15 protein-coding genes are annotated in these 18,672 nt (G+C 59.0%); 10 read left to right on the top strand and 5 right to left on the bottom strand.

From position 1 onward, the window contains the following. Positions 1–87: 87 nt before the first annotated feature. Positions 88–990, bottom strand: coding sequence for a LysR family transcriptional regulator (locus tag ABRP31_RS10615; RefSeq protein ID WP_349972266.1), 903 nt, complete (start codon positions 988–990; stop codon positions 88–90). 4 nt (positions 991–994) lie between these two features. Then, positions 995–1,891 carry a LysR family transcriptional regulator gene (locus ABRP31_RS10620; RefSeq protein WP_349972267.1) on the bottom strand — a complete coding sequence of 299 codons (897 nt, stop codon included), beginning with the start codon at positions 1,889–1,891 and terminating at the stop codon, positions 995–997. A 281-nt stretch (positions 1,892–2,172) separates the two neighbouring features. Here ABRP31_RS10620 and ABRP31_RS10625 point away from each other — a divergent pair, with 281 nt between their 5' ends. Next, on the top strand, positions 2,173–4,299 hold the full coding sequence (locus tag ABRP31_RS10625; protein ID WP_349972268.1) for a TonB-dependent siderophore receptor: 2,127 nt from the start codon (positions 2,173–2,175) through the stop codon (positions 4,297–4,299). A gap of 224 nt (positions 4,300–4,523) precedes the next feature. Here ABRP31_RS10625 and ABRP31_RS10630 read toward each other — a convergent pair whose 3' ends face one another. Both ABRP31_RS10630 and ABRP31_RS10635 read right to left on the bottom strand, forming a co-directional pair. Continuing rightward, a complete protein-coding gene (locus ABRP31_RS10630) occupies positions 4,524–5,705 on the bottom strand; it encodes an MFS transporter (protein WP_349972269.1) in 1,182 nt (393 codons plus the stop codon). Between the two features lie 90 nt (positions 5,706–5,795). Continuing rightward, positions 5,796–7,919, bottom strand: a complete 2,124-nt coding sequence (locus ABRP31_RS10635) for a TonB-dependent receptor domain-containing protein (protein ID WP_349972270.1) — start codon at positions 7,917–7,919, stop codon at positions 5,796–5,798. 319 nt (positions 7,920–8,238) lie between these two features. On the opposite strand from ABRP31_RS10635, the gene ABRP31_RS10640 reads away from it, so the two are divergent. Further along, the gene (locus tag ABRP31_RS10640; RefSeq protein WP_349972271.1) at positions 8,239–8,859 is read left to right on the top strand and encodes a DapH/DapD/GlmU-related protein; all 621 of its coding nucleotides are present in this window, start codon (positions 8,239–8,241) and stop codon (positions 8,857–8,859) included. Between the two features lie 60 nt (positions 8,860–8,919). Here ABRP31_RS10640 and ABRP31_RS10645 read toward each other — a convergent pair whose 3' ends face one another. Then, entirely contained in the window at positions 8,920–9,447 is a 528-nt protein-coding gene (locus tag ABRP31_RS10645; protein WP_349972272.1) for a hypothetical protein, read from the bottom strand. A gap of 138 nt (positions 9,448–9,585) precedes the next feature. Between ABRP31_RS10645 and ABRP31_RS10650 the strand changes: the two genes are divergently transcribed. The 8 genes from ABRP31_RS10650 to ABRP31_RS10685 all read left to right on the top strand — a co-directional run bounded on the left by ABRP31_RS10650 (position 9,586) and on the right by ABRP31_RS10685 (position 18,571). Next, a complete protein-coding gene (locus ABRP31_RS10650) occupies positions 9,586–10,608 on the top strand; it encodes an aldo/keto reductase (protein ID WP_193441862.1) in 1,023 nt (340 codons plus the stop codon). Positions 10,609–10,932: 324 nt separating this feature from the next. Next, positions 10,933–11,850 carry an ABC transporter substrate-binding protein gene (locus ABRP31_RS10655; RefSeq protein WP_349972273.1) on the top strand — a complete coding sequence of 306 codons (918 nt, stop codon included), beginning with the start codon at positions 10,933–10,935 and terminating at the stop codon, positions 11,848–11,850. Next, positions 11,850–13,004 carry a phosphotransferase gene (locus ABRP31_RS10660; RefSeq protein WP_349972274.1) on the top strand — a complete coding sequence of 385 codons (1,155 nt, stop codon included), beginning with the start codon at positions 11,850–11,852 and terminating at the stop codon, positions 13,002–13,004. Before ABRP31_RS10655 ends, ABRP31_RS10660 begins: the two co-directional genes overlap by 1 nt. Further along, entirely contained in the window at positions 13,001–13,882 is an 882-nt protein-coding gene (locus ABRP31_RS10665; protein ID WP_349972275.1) for a rhodanese-like domain-containing protein, read from the top strand. Before ABRP31_RS10660 ends, ABRP31_RS10665 begins: the two co-directional genes overlap by 4 nt. Before the next feature lie 114 nt (positions 13,883–13,996). Then, the gene (locus ABRP31_RS10670; protein ID WP_349972276.1) at positions 13,997–16,219 is read left to right on the top strand and encodes a TonB-dependent siderophore receptor; all 2,223 of its coding nucleotides are present in this window, start codon (positions 13,997–13,999) and stop codon (positions 16,217–16,219) included. A 7-nt stretch (positions 16,220–16,226) separates the two neighbouring features. Then, entirely contained in the window at positions 16,227–17,063 is an 837-nt protein-coding gene (locus tag ABRP31_RS10675) for a 5'-nucleotidase, lipoprotein e(P4) family (protein WP_087267995.1), read from the top strand. 58 nt (positions 17,064–17,121) lie between these two features. After that, positions 17,122–17,727, top strand: a complete 606-nt coding sequence (pnuC, locus tag ABRP31_RS10680; protein ID WP_349972277.1) for a nicotinamide riboside transporter PnuC — start codon at positions 17,122–17,124, stop codon at positions 17,725–17,727. Between the two features lie 115 nt (positions 17,728–17,842). Continuing rightward, positions 17,843–18,571 (top strand): UTRA domain-containing protein, encoded by a 729-nt coding sequence (locus ABRP31_RS10685; protein ID WP_349972278.1) that lies wholly within the window; start codon positions 17,843–17,845, stop codon positions 18,569–18,571. The last annotated feature ends 101 nt before the right edge of the window (positions 18,572–18,672 follow it).

An 18,672-nucleotide genomic window follows, 5' to 3' on the forward strand; every position in this document is an offset into this window, starting at 1 on the left:
CGTGTGGGCAGAATCACCAGACTGGGCAATCCACAATTTCATTTTCTGAAATGACGGAGTCCGGACTTGTCCAGCAACTGACCTGGTTCAGTGATGGAAGGCCGGGTGAGCACGCAGGCGAGGTACCGCGAAGTCGAGGAACGTCCGGACGCGCGCCGACGCTTTCCGACCCTCGCGGGACATGAGTTGCGCCGGTAGATTGGGTGTGGCGAAGCGCTCCAGTACAGGTTCGAGCATACCGCTGTGCAGTTCCTGATGAGCTTCGTAGCTCATGCATTGGGTCAACCCCAGTCCGGACACCGCAGCTTGAATAGCGGCATGCCGGGTCGTACAGGTCAGGACTGGCGTCGACCTGAAAGGTCGGCAGGACGAGCTGTAGGGTTGGCGCCATTCGGCTAAATGATCCATTGAACTGGTCAGGATGGTTCGATGCGCCTTGATATCCTCAGGGGTATTGGGGCGTCCCCATTTATTCAGGTACTCAGGTGAGCCGCAAATCAGCGGCTTTACCGTACCGATCGGAATGGCGAACCCGCTTGAGTCGGGAAGATGGCCGACCACGAGGGCGACATCGATGCCTTCTTCCAGCAGCTTGGGAGTGTTTTCCCGGGAGCGGGTCAGCACCTGTACATCAGGAAATGCTTGCAGATACTCAAGGGCAATCGGCATGAACACCTGATGAGTCATCAGCAGCGGCAGCGATACTGTCAGGTGTCCGGCAGGATTGGTGTGTATGCCACGCACCGAGCGATCAGCATCGGCGATGTCCTGCAGGATCAAACGGCAACGTGTCGCGAAGAGTTCACCCTCCGGACTCAGGTTGACCCCGCGCGGGCTGCGGATCAGCAGGGCACAACCCAGACGGCCTTCCAGTATTGTCATCGTGCGGATAACCGTGGCCTGCGACAGCTCCATGTGCCTTGCTGCCGACGCCAGGCTGCCGGCCCGGGCCACCGCATCGAAAATCTCCATTTCCCGATACCGGCTCATGGCGCTACTCCGTCTTGGTTTCAAGCAGGGCGGGATGTTTCAGGAGGCCGTTGTAGCAGTGGTCGACGAACGTGCGCACTTTGCCTGATAGCGGTCTACCACTTTGGTAAAGGATGTGAACTGCAAGCCGCTTTGTGCTGAATGCATCGAGCACAATCTCGAGTTCGCCTTTGGCGACTGACTCCGCCACCTGGTAGGACAAAACACGCGTGAATCCCCAGCCCATGCGTGCGGCATTGATTGCCGCCTGATTGGAGCTGACCACCAGACGCGGTTGCGGTGACAGGGAAAGCTCACTGTCCGGGCCATCGAACTCCCAGTGGGTTAACAGGGTGCTGGCAGAAGACATGACGATCTGCGCGGTCTGCAGATCCTGCGGGGTGTCGGGTCTGCCGACGCGATCCAGAAACTGCGGAGCGGCACAGATCACCGGCCTTATTTCACCCACTTTGAGCGCATGAAAATCCCCCTCTGGCAGTTGACCGATACGTATCGCGACGTCCACGGCTTCATCGACGATGTTGACCAGTCGATCAACGAGCAGCGCATTGACGGTTACTTCGGTGTGTTCGTGGAGGTAGTCGGTAATCAGTGGGATCAGGAACAGCTCCCCGAACATGACCGAGGAGGTCACCGTCAAGTTGCCGCGTACCCGGATGTTGCTTCCGCTGGCCTGCTCTTCGGCCTCCTGAAGCTCCAGCAAAATGCGTCTGCAGTCTTCGACGTAACGCTGACCGGCTTCGGTGAGTCGCAGGCTACGAGTGCTTCGCGCCAGCAGCGAAATGCCGAGGCGCTTTTCAAGAGCGGCAATGGCGCGGGTCACGCCGGGCGGCGACATGCCGAGCAGCCTGGCCCCACCTGCAAGGCTGCGCGCCTCTGTCACTGCCAGCAACACCTTCATTTCTTGAAACCTGTCCACAGTCACCTTCCGCGCTGAAGTCCGTTGATTAGTGCTCGGTCTACTGTAGTCAGTGAGCTCCTGATTGCCGCAATTCGATGATCCGGTTGGTTGACCACCTGCTTTGCGCAGGGCGCGTACAGGACGTTTCAAGTAGAAGACCCAATCGCAATGTACTGATCTGTATAAGAATCGTGTGTAATTGGGAATGAGTCGTAGTAACATTGCCCTACAATATTGCCGGGCTACAGGTGTGCCCGGTTTCTTATAAGGTCAGCATGTTCATGCGTCGAATTCTTGTTTCACTGTGCCTTTTTAATGCTTATTCCGTATCCGCCCTCGCCGAAGAAACAACGACTGAAAAGTTACCTGTTGAACTTCAGGCGACGGATATCAACAGCACCTCTGCCGCCGAAAACCCGCAAGGTCCGGTAAATGGTTACCGGGCAACGCGCTCAGCCAGCGCCACGCGCACCGATACTTCGATCCATGAGACGCCACAGTCCATCAGCGTGGTCTCGCGGGATGTGGTCGAGGATATTGGCGCGACCCGTTTGCAGGACGCACTGGATTACGCCGGTGGCGTTGGCCGGGCCAATAACTTTGGCGGCCAGGGCATGACGACCTTTACGGTCCGGGGGTTCACCACGGGTGAGTTCTACCGCAACGGTTTCCCGATCAACCGCGGTTACCCCAACATGCCGGATGCCAACACCATCGAGCGTCTTGAGGTGTTGAGAGGGCCGGCGACGACCTTGTACGGCCGCGGCGACCCGGGCGGTACGTTCAACGTGATCTCCAAGCAGCCGCTTGCCGAGCGCCAGGTGACTCTGGGCAGCCAGATCAACGATCAGGGCATGCGTCGCGGCACGCTGGATGCGACCGGTCCGCTGGACGAAGAAGGCCGTCTGGCCTACCGCATCAACGTGGTGGGCGAGGGCGGCGATACTTTCCGGGATCATGTAGAAACCGAGCGCTATGGCGTGGCACCCGTGCTGACCTGGCAGGTCAGTGACACAACGCGCTTGACGTTCGAAGGCGATTTCATGCGCAACAATCATCCTCTGGATCGAGGCGTGACGCGCTATCCCGCGCAAACCAGTACCGCCTCCCGCGATACGTTCTTTGGCGAGAAAGACGCGGGCAAACTTCACAATGACAACAACATGGCGCAGTTGCGTTTCGAGCACATGCTCAACGATAACTGGACCCTGGGCGGCGGCACTCAGTGGCTCGACGGCACCCTGCAAGGCAATGCCATTGAGGCCAACGGGCTGGCGGCGGATGGGCGGACGCTGGGTCGCAACTTCAATTACCGCAAGCTGGAGTGGACGTCGAAAGATACCCAGTTGAACCTCACCGGGCATTTCTCCACAGGAGGATTCGATCACACGCTGCTGACCGGCATCGAGTACGAAGACTATGACTACAAGTCGATTATTCAGCGCTCAAGCGGTGCGGTCGGTGCTTACCCTATTGATATCTACAATCCCGTTTACGGTCAGCCTCGTCCGGCGTTGACCCGTACACCTACTGACGACAAGGAAAACCTGAAGACCTACGCAGCGTTCATTCAGGATCAAGTGGCCCTGACCGAGCGCCTGAAGGTCCTGGCGGGAGCACGTTTCGAACGCTTCGAACACGAGTACGAGTCCTACGTGCCCGGAGTCAGGTCCTGGTCGAAAAGCGACAACGCCGTCACCCCGCGCCTGGGCATGATTTACGACCTCACCGACACCGTCGCCATCTATGCCGATGCGGCGCGTTCGTTCAAACCCAACAATGGTGCGGCCCGGCTGGGCGGTGGTTTCAAGCCGGAGCAGGGCAAATCGTTCGAGATGGGGCTCAAGTGGGAAGCACTGGATGGCCAACTGAGTATTGACGCGGCGGTGTATCAGATCGAAAAACGTAACGTGCTGACCACCGACCCTGTCGTTAACACGTTCAGTGTTGCCGCCGGGGAAGTGCGCAGCCGTGGTTTTGACCTGAATGTGGCGGGCAACCTGACACCCGAATGGCGTGTGATTGGGGGGTACGCCTATGTCGATGCTGAAGTGACCAAGGACAACACGCTCAAGACCGGTACGCGTCTGGTGAATATCCCCGAAAACAGTTTCAGTCTGCTCAACGTTTATGAGTTTCAGGACGGGGACTTGAAAGGTCTGGGTCTCGGAGTAGGTGGCAAGTACATTGATCAGCGCGCCGGGCAGACCGCCGCGAATGCGTTTTCCATGGACAGCTACACCGTGGTGGACCTGCTCGCTTTCTACAAGGTCAACGACAAGATCCGGCTGAATCTTGATCTGAAAAACCTGTTTGACAGCCATTACGACGAGGGGGCCTTCGGCAATATCTACGCCTATCCAGGTGCACCGCGCACCGTTCAGGCCGGGATTTCCTACACGCTGTAGGTGTTGGAGCAGCTTCCAAGGAGTGAACTTGTTCGCGAGGCTATAGGCCTGCGTATGGATATGACGCCTCGCCAACAAGTTGGCTCCTACCAAAAAAATATGCAAACACTGCGTTGAAATGCGTTTTCTGTGGCTGCTGCCGAAGGCTGCGAAGGATCACCCTGACGCACCACCATCGCAGCCTTCGGCAGCTCCTACAGGAAAGCGCATTGCAGTTCGGTCTGTCAGGCCGCTCGCCGCGCCACCAGTCTCGCCAGCCACAGGCACAATCCAAACGCAATCAGCGCCATGGCCGTGAGCACGTGAATCATCGCCTCGCTGCCCATTTCCGATATGACGTAGCCGCACGCAATCGGCGCTACGGCCTGTGCCAGCAATGCCGGGCGGGCCATTTTGCCGGACACCACCGCGTAATCGCTCTGATGCACCACCACCAAAGGCAAAGTGCTTTTCACGATGGCGCGCAGGCCGTTACCCGCGCCGTAACACACCAGGCCCCAAGCCACGAGAGCGGGCGCGAAATCGACCAACAGCAAACCCAGAGCCGTCATGCCGCTGGACAGCAGGGCTGTAAACATCGGCGCTTTGCGCTTGAACATCAGGTCGATGACCCGGCATAACACCTGCGCAGGGCCAATCATTGCTGCCAGTGCAATCGCCGATGCCAGGCTATGCCCGCGGGCTTGCAGGACGGTCAGAATCACGATGGAAAGACACGTCATTAACGCCGCAGCGATGGCGAACAGCGCCGTCATGGACCAGTAGATGGAGGGCGCAAGCGGGGCGCCATTGCCTTGGCTGGCGTGTGCCGATGCCGCGACCGGCACATGGGCGTCGAGCGCATAGCGATATAACGGATAAAGCAAAAACAGCACAACGGTGCCGAACACTCCACAGGTCATGCGCCAACCCATGAGGTGATCCATAACTGCCAGCAACGGCCAGATAACGGTGGTACAGAACCCTGAAATCAGGGTGATGCCGACGATGATCGGCCGCGCTTCCAGCCCGTAAGTCGAGCCCAATGAGGTGAATAGCGCATCATAAAGGCCGCTGGCCATGGCGACGCCGATGACCACCCACGCCAGCAGAAATACCGGCAGCGATGGCGCGAGCGCCATCAACCAGAGGCCTGCTGCGAGAATCAGGCCGTGCGTGGCCAGCACTCTGCGTCCGCCGATGCGGGCAATCAGTCGTCCGCACAGGGGTGACAACAGGCTGGCCACCAGCAAGCCGATGGAGGCACCGCCCAGCACCCATTGATGGGGCCAGCCCGTGTCAGCCGCGATAGGGTCGGCCAAAACACCCAGCAGGTAAAACGACCCGCCCCACGACAATATTTGCAGCAGCCCGAGCAGGGCTATTTTGCCGTTGCCGGGACGGCGGGGCAGTGCAGCGGTATTCAATCGAAGTCCTTAGCGTCAAGCGGTGAGTACGCCAATAGCAGGCCGGAATCCTAGCAGCTTCAAACTGCTTAAAGACAGCCGTTCAGGACCTCAGCGCAAACTCCATGACACCCCGACATAAACCCCAAGGCCTTCACCTGGCGTAGAGCGCGCTGCGTCCAGCCCCCTGTCGTCGTAGCCCGGTGTAACCGTGGCGGCGTAATGCTTGTTGGTCAGGTTGCGCATGTCCACCCAGGTTTCCCAGTCGTTCTTCGCCGCGTTGTAACCCACTGTCGCCCCGAACAGCGCGTAAGGGTCTGCGTAGTAGCTGTTGGCATAATCCACGGCGGCTTTGGACACTAGCTGGGTGTTGAGGGCTGCGAAGAAGCCTTGCGGCCAGTCGTAGCGCAACTCACCTTGGTAGTAATGCATTGGCAGACCCGGCAGGCGGTTATCGCCGAAGCGATCATCGTCGCGGTAGTGGAAATCACTGAAGGTATAAGCCTGACGCAAACTCAGCTCGCCGCCTTCATGGGACCACAGCTTGCTTTGCAGACTGGCCTCTACGCCTTGGTGCACGGTGGGGCTGGCGTTGAGTTCGTAGGGCGTCGTCGCGTTGGCGTCCGGCAGCACCGAAAGCAGTTCATGACGTACCTGCGCGTAGTACCAGGCCAGGCTCCATTCGCCGAGCGAACTGTCGCCGCGGCCGCCAATTTCCAGCGTGGTAGCGGTCTGGTTGCGCAGTTTGACCGGGTCTCGCTGGGCACCGGTGGCGACACCGCTGCCTGCCGGGAACAATTGGTTGGAGCTGTAGATCAACGACCACGGATGCGGGCCTTCCACCGATCGGCTGAGATTGGCGAACACCTGCATGTCAGGCGTCAGTTGATAGCGCATGCCCAGTCGTGGCGCATAGTCCCAGTCGCCCATGCTGGTTTTGCCACCGCCGTCAGGGTAGGTAACGGCACTTTCACGCCGGGTGTAGATCGCCGCAAGACCGGTGGTCAGCCATAGATCATTGGCAATTTCCAGATCATTGCCGACATGCAGAACCGTGTCCGAACCCTGATAAGTGAAATCGCGAATGCGCGTGCCCGGTGCGTAAGCGGCGGTGTTGCCAACGGGGACCCGCACAAACTCGCTGGCGCCAGAGTTGGGCAGGTGCTTGGTCACGCGCAAGCCCAGCGTGCTATTGCTTTCCAGACCCCAAAGCGTGTCGCGGCGCTTGTAATCGAACGTGCCGCTGACATCCGTATAGGCCACTCGCAGACGGTTCGGGCCTTCACGCAAGTCCATGGGGTAGTCGTGGTAGACGAGGCCGGTCTGAATGCTCGAATCGTCGTCGATATACCAAGTGGTTTTATTGCCGATAAACGTGCTGCCCGGCTGGTCGCGACTGTAATCCCGCGATTCGTAAACGGGGTTGGCTGCGCGGGAGTTGTGCTCAATGGAGTTCTTGGTGACCCGCCCGGCAAGCTCGTTATCAGTCTCACGGTGACGAAAATAGAAACGCGTTTCCAGATTCGGGTTGAAGCGGTAGCCGAAGTTGGCAATGACGCCCTGGCTTTCGCTGGACGTGTGGTCCTGATAGCCATCGGATCGGGCATCGGTCATCGCGACGTAATAGTCGAAGTCGCCCAGCACTTGCCCGGAGCTGATCTGCCGTTGCTGATAACCGTGGCTGCCTGTGACGTAGCGCACCTGCAGCAGTGGCGCATCGTAGCCAGTATGGCTGACATAGTTGATGGCACCGCCCAGCGCCAGAGCGCCGCGGTCAAATGCGTTCGCGCCGCGCAGCACTTCCACATGGTCGAGCCACAACGGTTCCAGCAACTCATAGGGCGTACCGCCGGGGCCGGTGAGTGGCAGGCCGTCGAGCATCGCATACAGCCCTGAAGCATGGGCGCCCGGTGCGCGGTTTATGCCCGAGCCGCGTATTGAAATCTTCACCCCCTCGTTGCCAGCGGACTGGGCATAGACGCCGGGCTGATACGCCAACACGTCCTGATTGCTGGCCACGCGGCCTTGCAGAGGGCGCTTCAGGTCGATCACGTTGGTGCCGCCGGGTACCTTGGCAAGTTGTTCCTTCGCGTCTTCGACTGACGGGTCCTCGCCACCTCGCTCCTGATCACTAATCAGCACCTGGCCCAGTTCCACTTCCTGAGCCTCAGCTATCGCCGGACAGACAAGGGCCAGACCCAACAGTGCAGTGGGCAGGGATTTGGGGGAAAGCATTGAGGGCGCTCCAGACATAGAAAAACGAACAGTGAAACTTGCGACGTATGAAAGAACGAAAGAAACACATGGCAATTTTTGTTTTTTTGCCAGACACCGGCGTGCCTGATTTGCCAGCCTCGGCTGATGCGCGGGCAAGCCTCACTCCAACCCCTCCATCCATGCCGGTGGTTAAACGTAGTTTTATGGAAAGCTCCTGTTTATGAGATCACGCTGTCGTGTAGCAAACACAGGGGGCGGGTTGAACTGTGCAATCATTGGCTGAACCTGCCGCTCCTGAGTAGCTACAGTTCAATCTCAACTTTCAGAGGGACCCTGGATGCACGGGATATCGATTTCAGAATTCATCACACATTGGGGGGCACTAAGCCTGGGCGCGGAGGTCACTTCCCCATGGGCTGTCACTGAGCAGTGCGAGCACTTTGTCCGCAGAGTCCTCGCAAACCTTGGCCCCGACTATGAGCGTCAGGGTGATATCGCCATTCATAAGACTGCTAAGGTCGAAGACGGCGCTGTACTCAAGGGAGCGATCGTCATCGGCCCCAACTGTTTTATTGCCGCAGGTGCCTATTTGCGCGGCGGTGTGTTTCTTGGCAGCGACTGTATTGTCGGTCCCAGTTGCGAATTGAAAAGCAGCTTCATGCTCGACCGCAGTAAGCTGGCCCACTTCAATTTTGTCGGCGACTCGTTATTGGGCCAGGGCGTGAACATCGAGGCTGGCGCGGTGATCGCGAACTATCGCAATGAATTTGCCGGGGCGGATATTCGGATTCTGTACGGCGATACGGTCATTGAAACCGGCGTCGCAAAATTTGGCGCGCTGGTGGGGGACGGCACAAGAATCGGCGCCAATGCGGTGGTGGCGCCGGGTGCCTTGCTGGAGCGGGGCAGTGTCGTGCCCAGGCTGGGGCTTGTCGATCAATTCCCCGGATTATCCTGAATGACTGGAGCCGGATCAGTTAGCGCGGCATCCAGAATGAGGCCGCGCTAGCTTATCAAATCATTGCAGTAGATCCCCTACAGCAAGCACCTGCGGCTCGTAGGTCAGGTACCACTTGCGCTGGCTGACCACTAGGTCTCTGGCGCTTTTAAGCTCCATCTCGGACATGTTGGCGTAACGGGTCTGGCTGTTGCTGATCCGTTGCGCCTGCCCGCTTATAGCTTTGTAGAGCGTCCAGCCTTTGCTCTCCATACACAGACGACTACCGTCATTGATTATCTTGGATTCGGAAAAACCAAGTGAGCGCATGACCTGTACGCCCTGGCCATTCAGTTTGTAGTCGTCGACCTGCGACCGGAGGCAGGCGTTCAGACTTTCACTGAACAGCGCTGCGGTTTGCTTGTTAGCCTCAGTCTTGAAATAGACGCCGTCATTCTGGAAGTCCATATCCGCCCGGTCGGATACCACGCTTTGTGGCGTACTCGTATAGGGACCTGATATTGAATCCGGCGTTGTCGGGTGGGGTGCACAGCCGACAAGCAGGCTGGAAATGAGAGAGAAGGTAAGCAGTGAACTGGCTGCGCGCATCGAGACGTCCTTGAGTTATTGTGGATCAGAATTGGATTGTACAGGCCTTGATTAGCATCCCAATGCATCTGTTTCAGGAGTATCTTGCAGGGCGAGCCAACTCAACGCCGAAGTCATCCACCCATTTCTGGAGCACCCATGAGCGCTATCGAATACCGCAACCTTGGCCGCAACGGTGTCAAGGTCTCGCCACTTACCCTGGGCACTATGATGTTCGGTGAGCAGACCGATGATGCGGTCGCAAAGCGCATTGTCGACAAGGCATTTGAACAGGGCATCAACTTCATCGACACCGCCAACAACTACAACGGCGGAGCGTCCGAGGAAGTGGTAGGCCGATTGATCGCCGAGCGTCGTTCGCACTGGGTGTTGGCTACCAAGTTCGGCAACCCCAATCCCGGTGGCCGTGCGCCGAATGATCGTGGTGCGTCACGGGCCAGCATCCTTCAGTCGGTGGAGTCCAGCCTCAAGCGTTTGAACACTGATTACATCGACCTGCTTTATCTGCATCGCGAAGATGACAGCGTGCCGGTGGAAGAAACCCTGCGGGCGCTGTCGGACCTGATCCGTGCGGGCAAGATCCGCTCCTATGGTTTGTCCAACCACCGTGGCTGGAAACTCGCAGAGTTCAGCCGTACTGCTGACTTGCTGGGCATCGAACGTCCTGCTGCCACTCAACCTCTGTACAACCTGGCTAACCGTCAGATTGAGGTCGAACACTTGCCTGCGGCCGAGTACTACGGGATCGGCGTGGTATCGTACAGCCCGCTGGCCCGTGGCGTTCTGACCGCCAAGTACGATCCAACTCTGCCTCCGGCCGAAGGTACCCGCGCCGGGCGTAACGACCCACGCCTGCAACAGACCGAATGGCGCGCCGAGTCGTTGAACCTGGCCCAGCGAGTCAAGGACCATGCCGCAGCGCGAGGCATCACGTCTGGTCAATTTGCCTTGGCCTGGGTGCTTAACAACAAGCTGGTCACCTCGGCCATTGCCGGTCCGCGTACCGAAGAGCAGTGGAACGATTACGTGCCTGCGCTGAACTATGCGTTCACAGCCGAAGACGAGGCGTTCGTGAATGATCTTGTTGTCACCGGGCACTCCTCGACACCCGGCTACAACGACCCAAGCCATCCGTTTTTCGGGCGTCAATCGCGGGTTTGAGACAGGATTTTTAACAAGGGAGATCCAGGCCTGACAGTTAGCCTTTGGTGACGTTATCGCAGGCAAGCCTCGCTCCCACGGGTTCGAAATACTCCTGTGGGACCGAATTTATCCGGGAAGGCGATGGCTCTGACGATGGAAAAGCGTCGGCTGCACTGACCTCTTCCCGGTTGAAGCTGACCCGCTAAGTAACTGCACTCCAAAATACAATCAGCTATATCCATAGCAATAAACGATATTGGTATATACCAGATTTCACCTTTATAAATCGCTCACTCAAAAACAGGGCCCGACACGGAGAAGTGGCAGGGCAGGAGCGCGGTGATGATTGCTGTACGGGTGATGCTCGAGTACTTCCATCCCTGGCCGAATTCGGCAGGGTTTTATCTGGCTCGCGAGCGCGGCTGGTACCGCGAGGCCGGACTGGATGTCGAACTGGTCGTACACGATCCATGGCACGGCGATACCCTCCAGCACCTGCTGAACAAAGCGGTGCAGTTCGGCGTGTTCCCGAGCAATCGTTTGTTGGTGCGCCGGGCGCTGGGCCAGCCGTTGCAGGGCATCGCAGCGATCAATCACCGTGGCCTCGAGTCAATCCAGACCCTCACCGATTCAGGGATTTCCCGACCACGGGATCTGGTCGGCCGACGCCTCGCGCTGAACCCGACACCTCGTGGTCTGGCCATGGTTCGTCATCTGGTGGCGGCAGACGGCGGCGATCCGGATGCGGTAATCATGGTCGACAGCGGCGTACGCGAACTGCGCCCGGAGCAATTGGCGGCAGGTGTCGCGGACGCCAGCTTTGGCGGTTACTGGGCCTGGGAGGCGTTAATGGCCAGCCCTGTTGCTGAAGAGCGCCGTGTGGTCTGGCCAGTGGATGAAATCGGTGCTCCGCCGTATCACAGCTATTTGCTGGGCGCGCACGAAGACACTCTGGCCGCTGAGCCTGAGCTGATCTGCGCATTCGTGGCGGTCACTGCTCGCGGCTTCCTTGCCGCCGCGCAGGATCCATTGAGCGCCTTGCAGTCTTACGAGCACGTCACGCCTTACTTCCCCAGCGAGCTGCTTGCCCAATCCCTGCAACGAATTGCGCCCACCTGGTTACATCAAGGTCAGTGGGGCGAGCAGCGCCAAAGCCTGTTGCAACCTTATGCGCAGTGGTTGCATGAGTATCAGGTGCTGGACGATGGCAATGCCTGGCAAGGTGCGACCACTAACGCGTACCTGCCGGAGCTTGTGTGATGGCCGTCGAGGGATTGATCGGCCACGGTTTGGGGGTGGAGCCGGTAGCGCCGGACTGGCCTGCCATTTCCGCCGGGGCGGTCGAACAGTTATTGCGGCGCTTTCCCGGTGTCGGCGAGTTGCGGGCTCTGACCTGGCACAGCCCTCGGCCATTTTCGGCCGCTTGCCTCGTCAGCACTTCGACCGGTTCGGTGTTCGTCAAACGTCATCACCGCTCGGTGCGGGAGCCTGGCTGGTTGAGCGAAGAACATCGCTTCATGGCTCATCTTCGACGCAACGGTGTGCCGGTCGTTGACGTGCTGGCGGACGAGCAGGGTGAAACCGCCATCGCTATCGGCGAGTGGACGTATGAGGTGCATGCCATCGCGGCGGGGCAGGATCTGTATCGTGAGGCGCTGTCCTGGACGCCGTTTGCAGAGCATCGGCATGCGTTGGCTGCCGGTCAGGCGCTGGCTCGACTGCATGAGGCTGCTGCGGGTTACTGCGCGCCGCCACGACAGGCGCCGGTGTTGCTGGCCAACTTCCGTCTATTCAGTCAGCGCGATCCCATAGCGGCCATTGAACATGCGGCTAATGCCAACCCAGCGCTCGCGGATTATTTAAACCAGCGCAACTGGCGCAGTGATCTGACGGAGCTGCATCTGCCGTTTCATCGGGCGTTGTATCCGTTGCTGGCCGAGCAACAACCGTTGTGGACCCATAACGACTGGCACGCGTCCAATTTGCTCTGGAACACTGAGTCGCAAGCCAGCCAGGTCAGCAGTGTGCTGGACTTTGGGCTCGCCGATCAGACCTTTGCCTTGTTTGATCTCGCGACCGCGCTTGAACGTAACTGCGTGCCGTGGCTGGAGCTGGACAGCGGCGACAGTGCCGCAGCATCGCTGGAGTCCGTGGATGCAATTGTCGCCGGTTACCAACGTGTGAGGCCGCTGTCGGCGCAGGATTTCCAGACACTGGCCGTGCTCCTGCCGCTGGTGCACACGGATTTCGCCTTGTCTGAAATTGCTTATTACCAAGGTGTAGTGGGTTCCGTCGCCAGTGCCAATATTGCTTACGACGCCTACCTCATGGGTCATACGCGCTGGTTCAATGGAGCTGAAGGTCAGCGTTTGCTTACACATATCAGTAGTCTCGCGGAGGGCGTGCTGTCATGAATTCGTCAGCGCGCTCCATCCTGATTCAGGTCAGTGAACTGCACGCCATTCTGGACAGGTCAGATGTGCTGATTCTGGATGCCACGGTCGAGTTGCCAGCGCCACGTTTCGATGCTGATTATCAAGCGGGCAGCGGTCGTGACGGCTGGTTGCAGGTACACATTCCCGGTGCGCTGCATGCGGACCTGTACGCGGCTGGCCTCAGCGATCCGCACGCTTCGTTCAGTTTCGCTTTGCCAGATGCTCAGACCCTGAGCACCGCATTGGCGGCATTGGGTGTCAACGCTCAGCGACGCGTCGTGGTGTATGACCGTAACGACGGATTCTGGGCCGCTCGCCTGTGGTGGATGCTGCGCAGTCTCGGCCTGCAGGCGCAGGTACTTGATGGGGGCTTGCGTGCCTGGCAGCGCGCCGGTTTACCTCAGCAATCGGGATCCGTAGTCGCTCGCCCGGTGAACTGGCAAGCCGATTTCCAGGACGGCTTCTGGATTGATCGTCCAGGCGTTCAGGCTGTTCTGGCGGGGGAACGCCCCGGCACGCTGGTGTGTGCATTGTCAGCCGCGCTGTTCGATGGCACAGCGGTGAGCCGTTATGCACGTCGCGGGCATATCCCGGGCAGTATCAATCTTGCCGCCCGTACGCTGTTCGATGAGCACGGGCGCTACCTCAATACCGATGCTCTGCAAGTCGCACTTGCTCCACTACTGGAGTCTTCTGCACCGCTGATTCTGTATTGCGGGGGAGGGATCTCCGCCGCTGCGCAGGCGCTGGCGCTTACATTGCTTGAACGCTCCAACGTCTTCATTTACGACGGCTCGCTTCAAGAATGGGCCGCCGATCTCAGCTTGCCAATGACCACCGGAGCAGCTCCGGCCTGACGCCTTCTGGCCTTCAATAATCCAGTTGTACCGGGGCTGTTTGCAGACCCGGCGCGTTTGCGGCCTTGCGCCCGGCAAAAAGCGCCGGTATACAGCGCCCACAAAGGAGCTTTCATGGTTATTTCTTATCGAACATCCGAGTCAACCGCTCCGAGGTTTACGCCGAACCTGCTGAGAGTCGGCGTATTGATGGCCTGCGGTGTGGGCAATGGTTTGCTGGCCGGTACGGCATGGGCAGAAGGCGAGACAGCCGCAGGCAATAGCGTGCAGCTGGGTGCAATCACGGTCCTCGGCGAACAGGACACTGGTTATCAGGCGACTGAGGCCGCGGTGGGCGGGTTTGGTCAGGCGCCATTGCTGGACACGCCGGCATCCATTGCCGTCATCACCGAACAACGACTCAAGGACCAGCAGGCGCGGCTACTCAGCGAAGTGCTGCGCAACGATGCTTCGGTGGGCGACAGCTATGCCCCCGTCGGCTACTACGAGAATTTCGTGGTGCGCGGTTTCGCCCTTAACTCAGCCAGCAGCTACAAGATTAACGGCCGGACCATTACCGGCGAACAGAACGTTGCGCTTGAAAACAAGCAGCAGGTCGAGTTGCTCAAAGGTCTGGCTGGCTTGCAAAGCGGCGTGTCGGAGCCCGGTGGGCTGGTCAACTACGTGAGCAAGCGTCCAGAAAATGTACGCTCTGTCACGGTCTCGACCAATGAGCAGGGCGAGCGCTACCTGGCCACCGATCTTGGCGGCTGGTTTGGCAGCGAGCAGCAATTGGGCATCCGGACCAACCTGGCGCATGAGGACATTCGCTCCTACGTTGATCACGCCGACGGCAAGCGCGATTTTGCTTCGCTGGCGGTGGACTGGAACATCAGCCCTGACAGCGTGCTGCAACTGAACGCCGAGTATCAGAACCGCGAACAGCGCTCCGTGCCGGGCTACCAATTACTGGGCGGCACCACGGTGCCTCACAACCCCAACCCACGTGATCTGCTGGGCTACCAGAGCTGGTCCAATCCGGTAGGTATCGAGTCGCTTAACCTGGACGGGCTATACGAGTACCGTTTCAACGACTCATGGAAAGCCAGCCTCAGCGCCTCGCGCAGCCGCGTGGTGATTGATGACTACAGCACCTTCGCCTGGGGCTGTTATGGCTCGGCCAGTTGTGCAGGCGTGAACGTGGCGAACTATTTCAGCCCCGAGGGCGAGTACGATATTTCGGATTACCGCAGTCCTGACGACACCCGTCGCAATGACGAAGCTCAGGCCGCGATCAACGGGCAGTTCGACACCGGATTTCTCACGCATGACCTGACGTTCGGGACTACGGCTTTCCGCCGTCTGGTGGATCGTCGTGCCTCGATCAATGAATACATTGGCAGTGGCAGCATTGGCACCACGCCGGATACTTTCGAGCCTTATTCAGGTGAGTTGGGCCATACCTATCGCCGTCTGGACAGCCGCCAGTACGGTGTTTTCGCCACCGACCGGATCAGCTTCAACGAGCAGTGGCAAACCGTACTTGGCGGGCGCCAGGTTCGCCTTGATGAGGAAAGCTATGACAGCGACGGTGCTACCACCCGGCATACGCAGCGCGCGGAGTTTCTGCCTCAGGCGGCGCTGATCTACAAACCGCGTCCGGACACTTCGCTCTACATCAGCTACAGCAAAGGCTTGTCGTTGGGAGGCGAAGCGTCCTGGTTCAGCACCAACGCCGATGAGATTCTGCCACCGACGACGTCCCGGCAAATCGAGCTGGGCGTCAAGCACGACTGGCAGCGATTGAGCCTGACAGCCGCGCTGTTCCAGATCACACAGGACTATCAGTACAACCGTCCCAACGACGATGGGACCTTGACCTATGTTCAGCAAGGCAAGCAAAAAAATACCGGGCTTGAGCTGTCTGCCAATGGTCACGTGACCTCCAACCTGCAAGTATCGGCCAGCGTCGCCGCGATTCGCGCACGCGTCTCCGGCAGCGGCACCGAGGAATACGACGGTCATCAGGCAATCAACGTCCCCAAATTTCGCGCTGCGCTGCACGGTGACTACAGCATTCCTGGCTTCAACGGCCTGGCTTTGCTCGGTGGTGTGCAGTACAGCGGCAGCAAGTACGCAAACAGGCAGGGCAGCGTGAAAGTCGACGACTATGCGGTGTTTGACGTGGGCGGCCGCTATAGCACCAGGGTCGAGGGCTATGACACTGTGCTGCGTCTGACGGTCGATAACCTGTTTGATAAGCGTTACTGGCGTGACGTGGGCGAGTCTGCGGGCGACGGCTATCTGTTCCCCGGCGCGCCACGTACTGCGCGATTGTCAGCCACTGTGAATTTCTGAGGTCAGCATGAGTAAGCTTTTTATCAGTGGCACGCTTGCGCTATTCGCCGCGCTCGCCGGGTGTCAGCAACGACCACCGGCCAACGATCAACTGGACGCTGTGCTGTGGACGCAAACGTCCATCGAGCATGAGCTGATCTACCGACAGGTGTTCGACAGCGCCACACGGCAACTTGATATTGCGCTGGCTGATCCGACCTGGGACGCCTTGCCGCAAGCGCCACGCAACTTGAGCGGTTTGCCGCCAGCGGTGATCGTGGATATCGACGAAACGCTGCTCGATAACATCCCGCTCAATGCCCGTGATATCCGCAACGACCAGATCTACTCCTATGACCGCTGGAACGTTTGGGTGGATCAGGCCAAGGCGCAGGATTTGCCGGGCGCGGTAGGCTTCCTTCAAGCCGCTGCTCAGCGTGGCGTGAAAGTCTATTACCTGACCAACCGCGAGCATTCGCAGGTAGCAGCAACGGTGAAAAACCTGCGTCTGCGGGGGTTCCCGGTGAGCGATGCGCAGCAGGTTCTGGCTGCGGCAACCCCCACTGGGGGATGCGAGAAGGATGGTTATGGCAAAACCTGTCGCCGCCAATGGGTCGCCAGCCACGCAAGGGTTTTGATGCTGGTGGGGGATTCGTTTGGTGATTTCGTTCAGGCCGACAGCAATAACCTCGCGGCACAGCGCAAGGCAGCCGCGCCCTATCTGGCCTGGTTGGGGCAGCGCTGGTTCCTGCTGCCTAATCCGACTTATGGCAAATGGTACAGCGCACCTTATGGCGATCAGGAAGACCTGCCCATGACGCGCAAACGCGAGCTCAAACAACAGGCGCTGGATCTCCAGCAATAAGGCCAACGCTAATGCTTTCCAGGCTGGCGCCGCGCGCCAGCTGACCGAGGGGCAAACCATGTCAACGCTGGAAATAATCGCGGTGGTCATCAATATCATTGGCGTGTGGCTTACCACCCAACGCATTCGTTGGTGCTGGCCAGTGAGTGTGGTGGCGGTGTTGTTGTATGCGTGGATTTTCTACGATGCAAAACTCTATTCGGACATGCTGTTGCAGGTGATTTTCGCCTTCCTTCAAGGTTACGGCTGGTGGCGCTGGAGCCAGGGCGGGCTGGACAATGGCAAGGTTCATGTGGCGCGCCTGCCGCTGCGCACCGCGGTTTTGAGCCTGATCGTCGGGGCGTTGGCCGCTGTTCTGCTTGGCAGCCTGATGGCGCACTTTACTGACGCCGCCGTGCCGTGGCTGGACGCATCGCTGACCGCGTTCAGTCTGGTCGCCAGCGTCTGGGCGGCACGCAAATATGTCGCGAGCTGGTGGTTATGGATCGTCCTCGATTGCGTCTACGTCGGCATGTACCTGCACCGTGATCTGGATCTGACTGCCGGTTTGTACGCCGGATTTGTGGTGCTGGCTTTCTATGGCTATCGCGCCTGGCGGCGTGATCTGCTGAGCCAGGAGGCACGGCGTGGGGTGTTGAGCGGGCAGATAGGAGTCGGGGGGTAGGGGGCGCGCAATTTTGTAGGACCCGCTTCAGCCGGGAGGACGTCGGCACATTCGCTGCACATCTTTCGTCAGAAATATTGCTCCCGGCTAAAGCCGGTCGTACAGGAATTCAGAAATGCCTTTCGACCCGATATCACCTCACTACCTGCGAATCCGCGATGAAATCGCGGCGGATATTGCAGGCGGCGCGCCACTCGCCGATCACAAGTTCCCTTCGGAACGGGAGATGGCTGAACGCTTTGGCTGTACGCGGGTGACGTTGCGTCAGGCCTTGCAGCAACTGGAAGCGGAAGGTCTGATCTATCGCGAAAACCGTCGTGGCTGGTATGTCAGCCCGCAACGCATTCGTTATGACCCGACCCGTATTACCGGTTTCATGGAATACGTCGTCGCCCAAGGCCGTACACCCATGACCGAGTGCCTGCACGCCGAGCTGCGTCCGGCTGGCATCTGGTTGGCCCGGCGCATGGGGTTGGCGTCGGCTGACGAACCAGTGTTTCATTTGCAAAGGCGTCGCTGGGTGGATCGTCGGCCGGTGTTGCTGGAGTTCAATACGCTGCTCGCCAGTTGGTGCCCAGGCCTGCTTGAGGCCGACCTGAATACTTCGCTGACCAGCGTGCTAAAAGAGCGTTTTGGACGTGTGCAGTCGCGCTGCGAACTGGCCATGCACACCGGCACCCTGGATGAACATCAGGCCGAGTTACTGCAATTGACGCCAGGCTCCAGCAGCCTCTACCTGGAACGGCTCAACTTTGGTGAGCAAGGGCAGCCAGTAGAGTTTGATCAGGAGTTCTGGCGGTCGGATGCGCTGTCGGTGGTCATGGAAACCCGTTATCCGGGGTAGCCGCTGCATCTATGCCCTAGTGACAAAAATCCGGGAATCCGTTCATGGGGCGACGCTTCTATGGATATTCGTATTAGTTATTTATTGCTGAATCAATAGTC

Origin of the sequence: Pseudomonas caspiana (genome assembly GCF_040224095.2) — a bacterium.
Lineage (GTDB): Bacteria > Pseudomonadota > Gammaproteobacteria > Pseudomonadales > Pseudomonadaceae > Aquipseudomonas > Aquipseudomonas caspiana.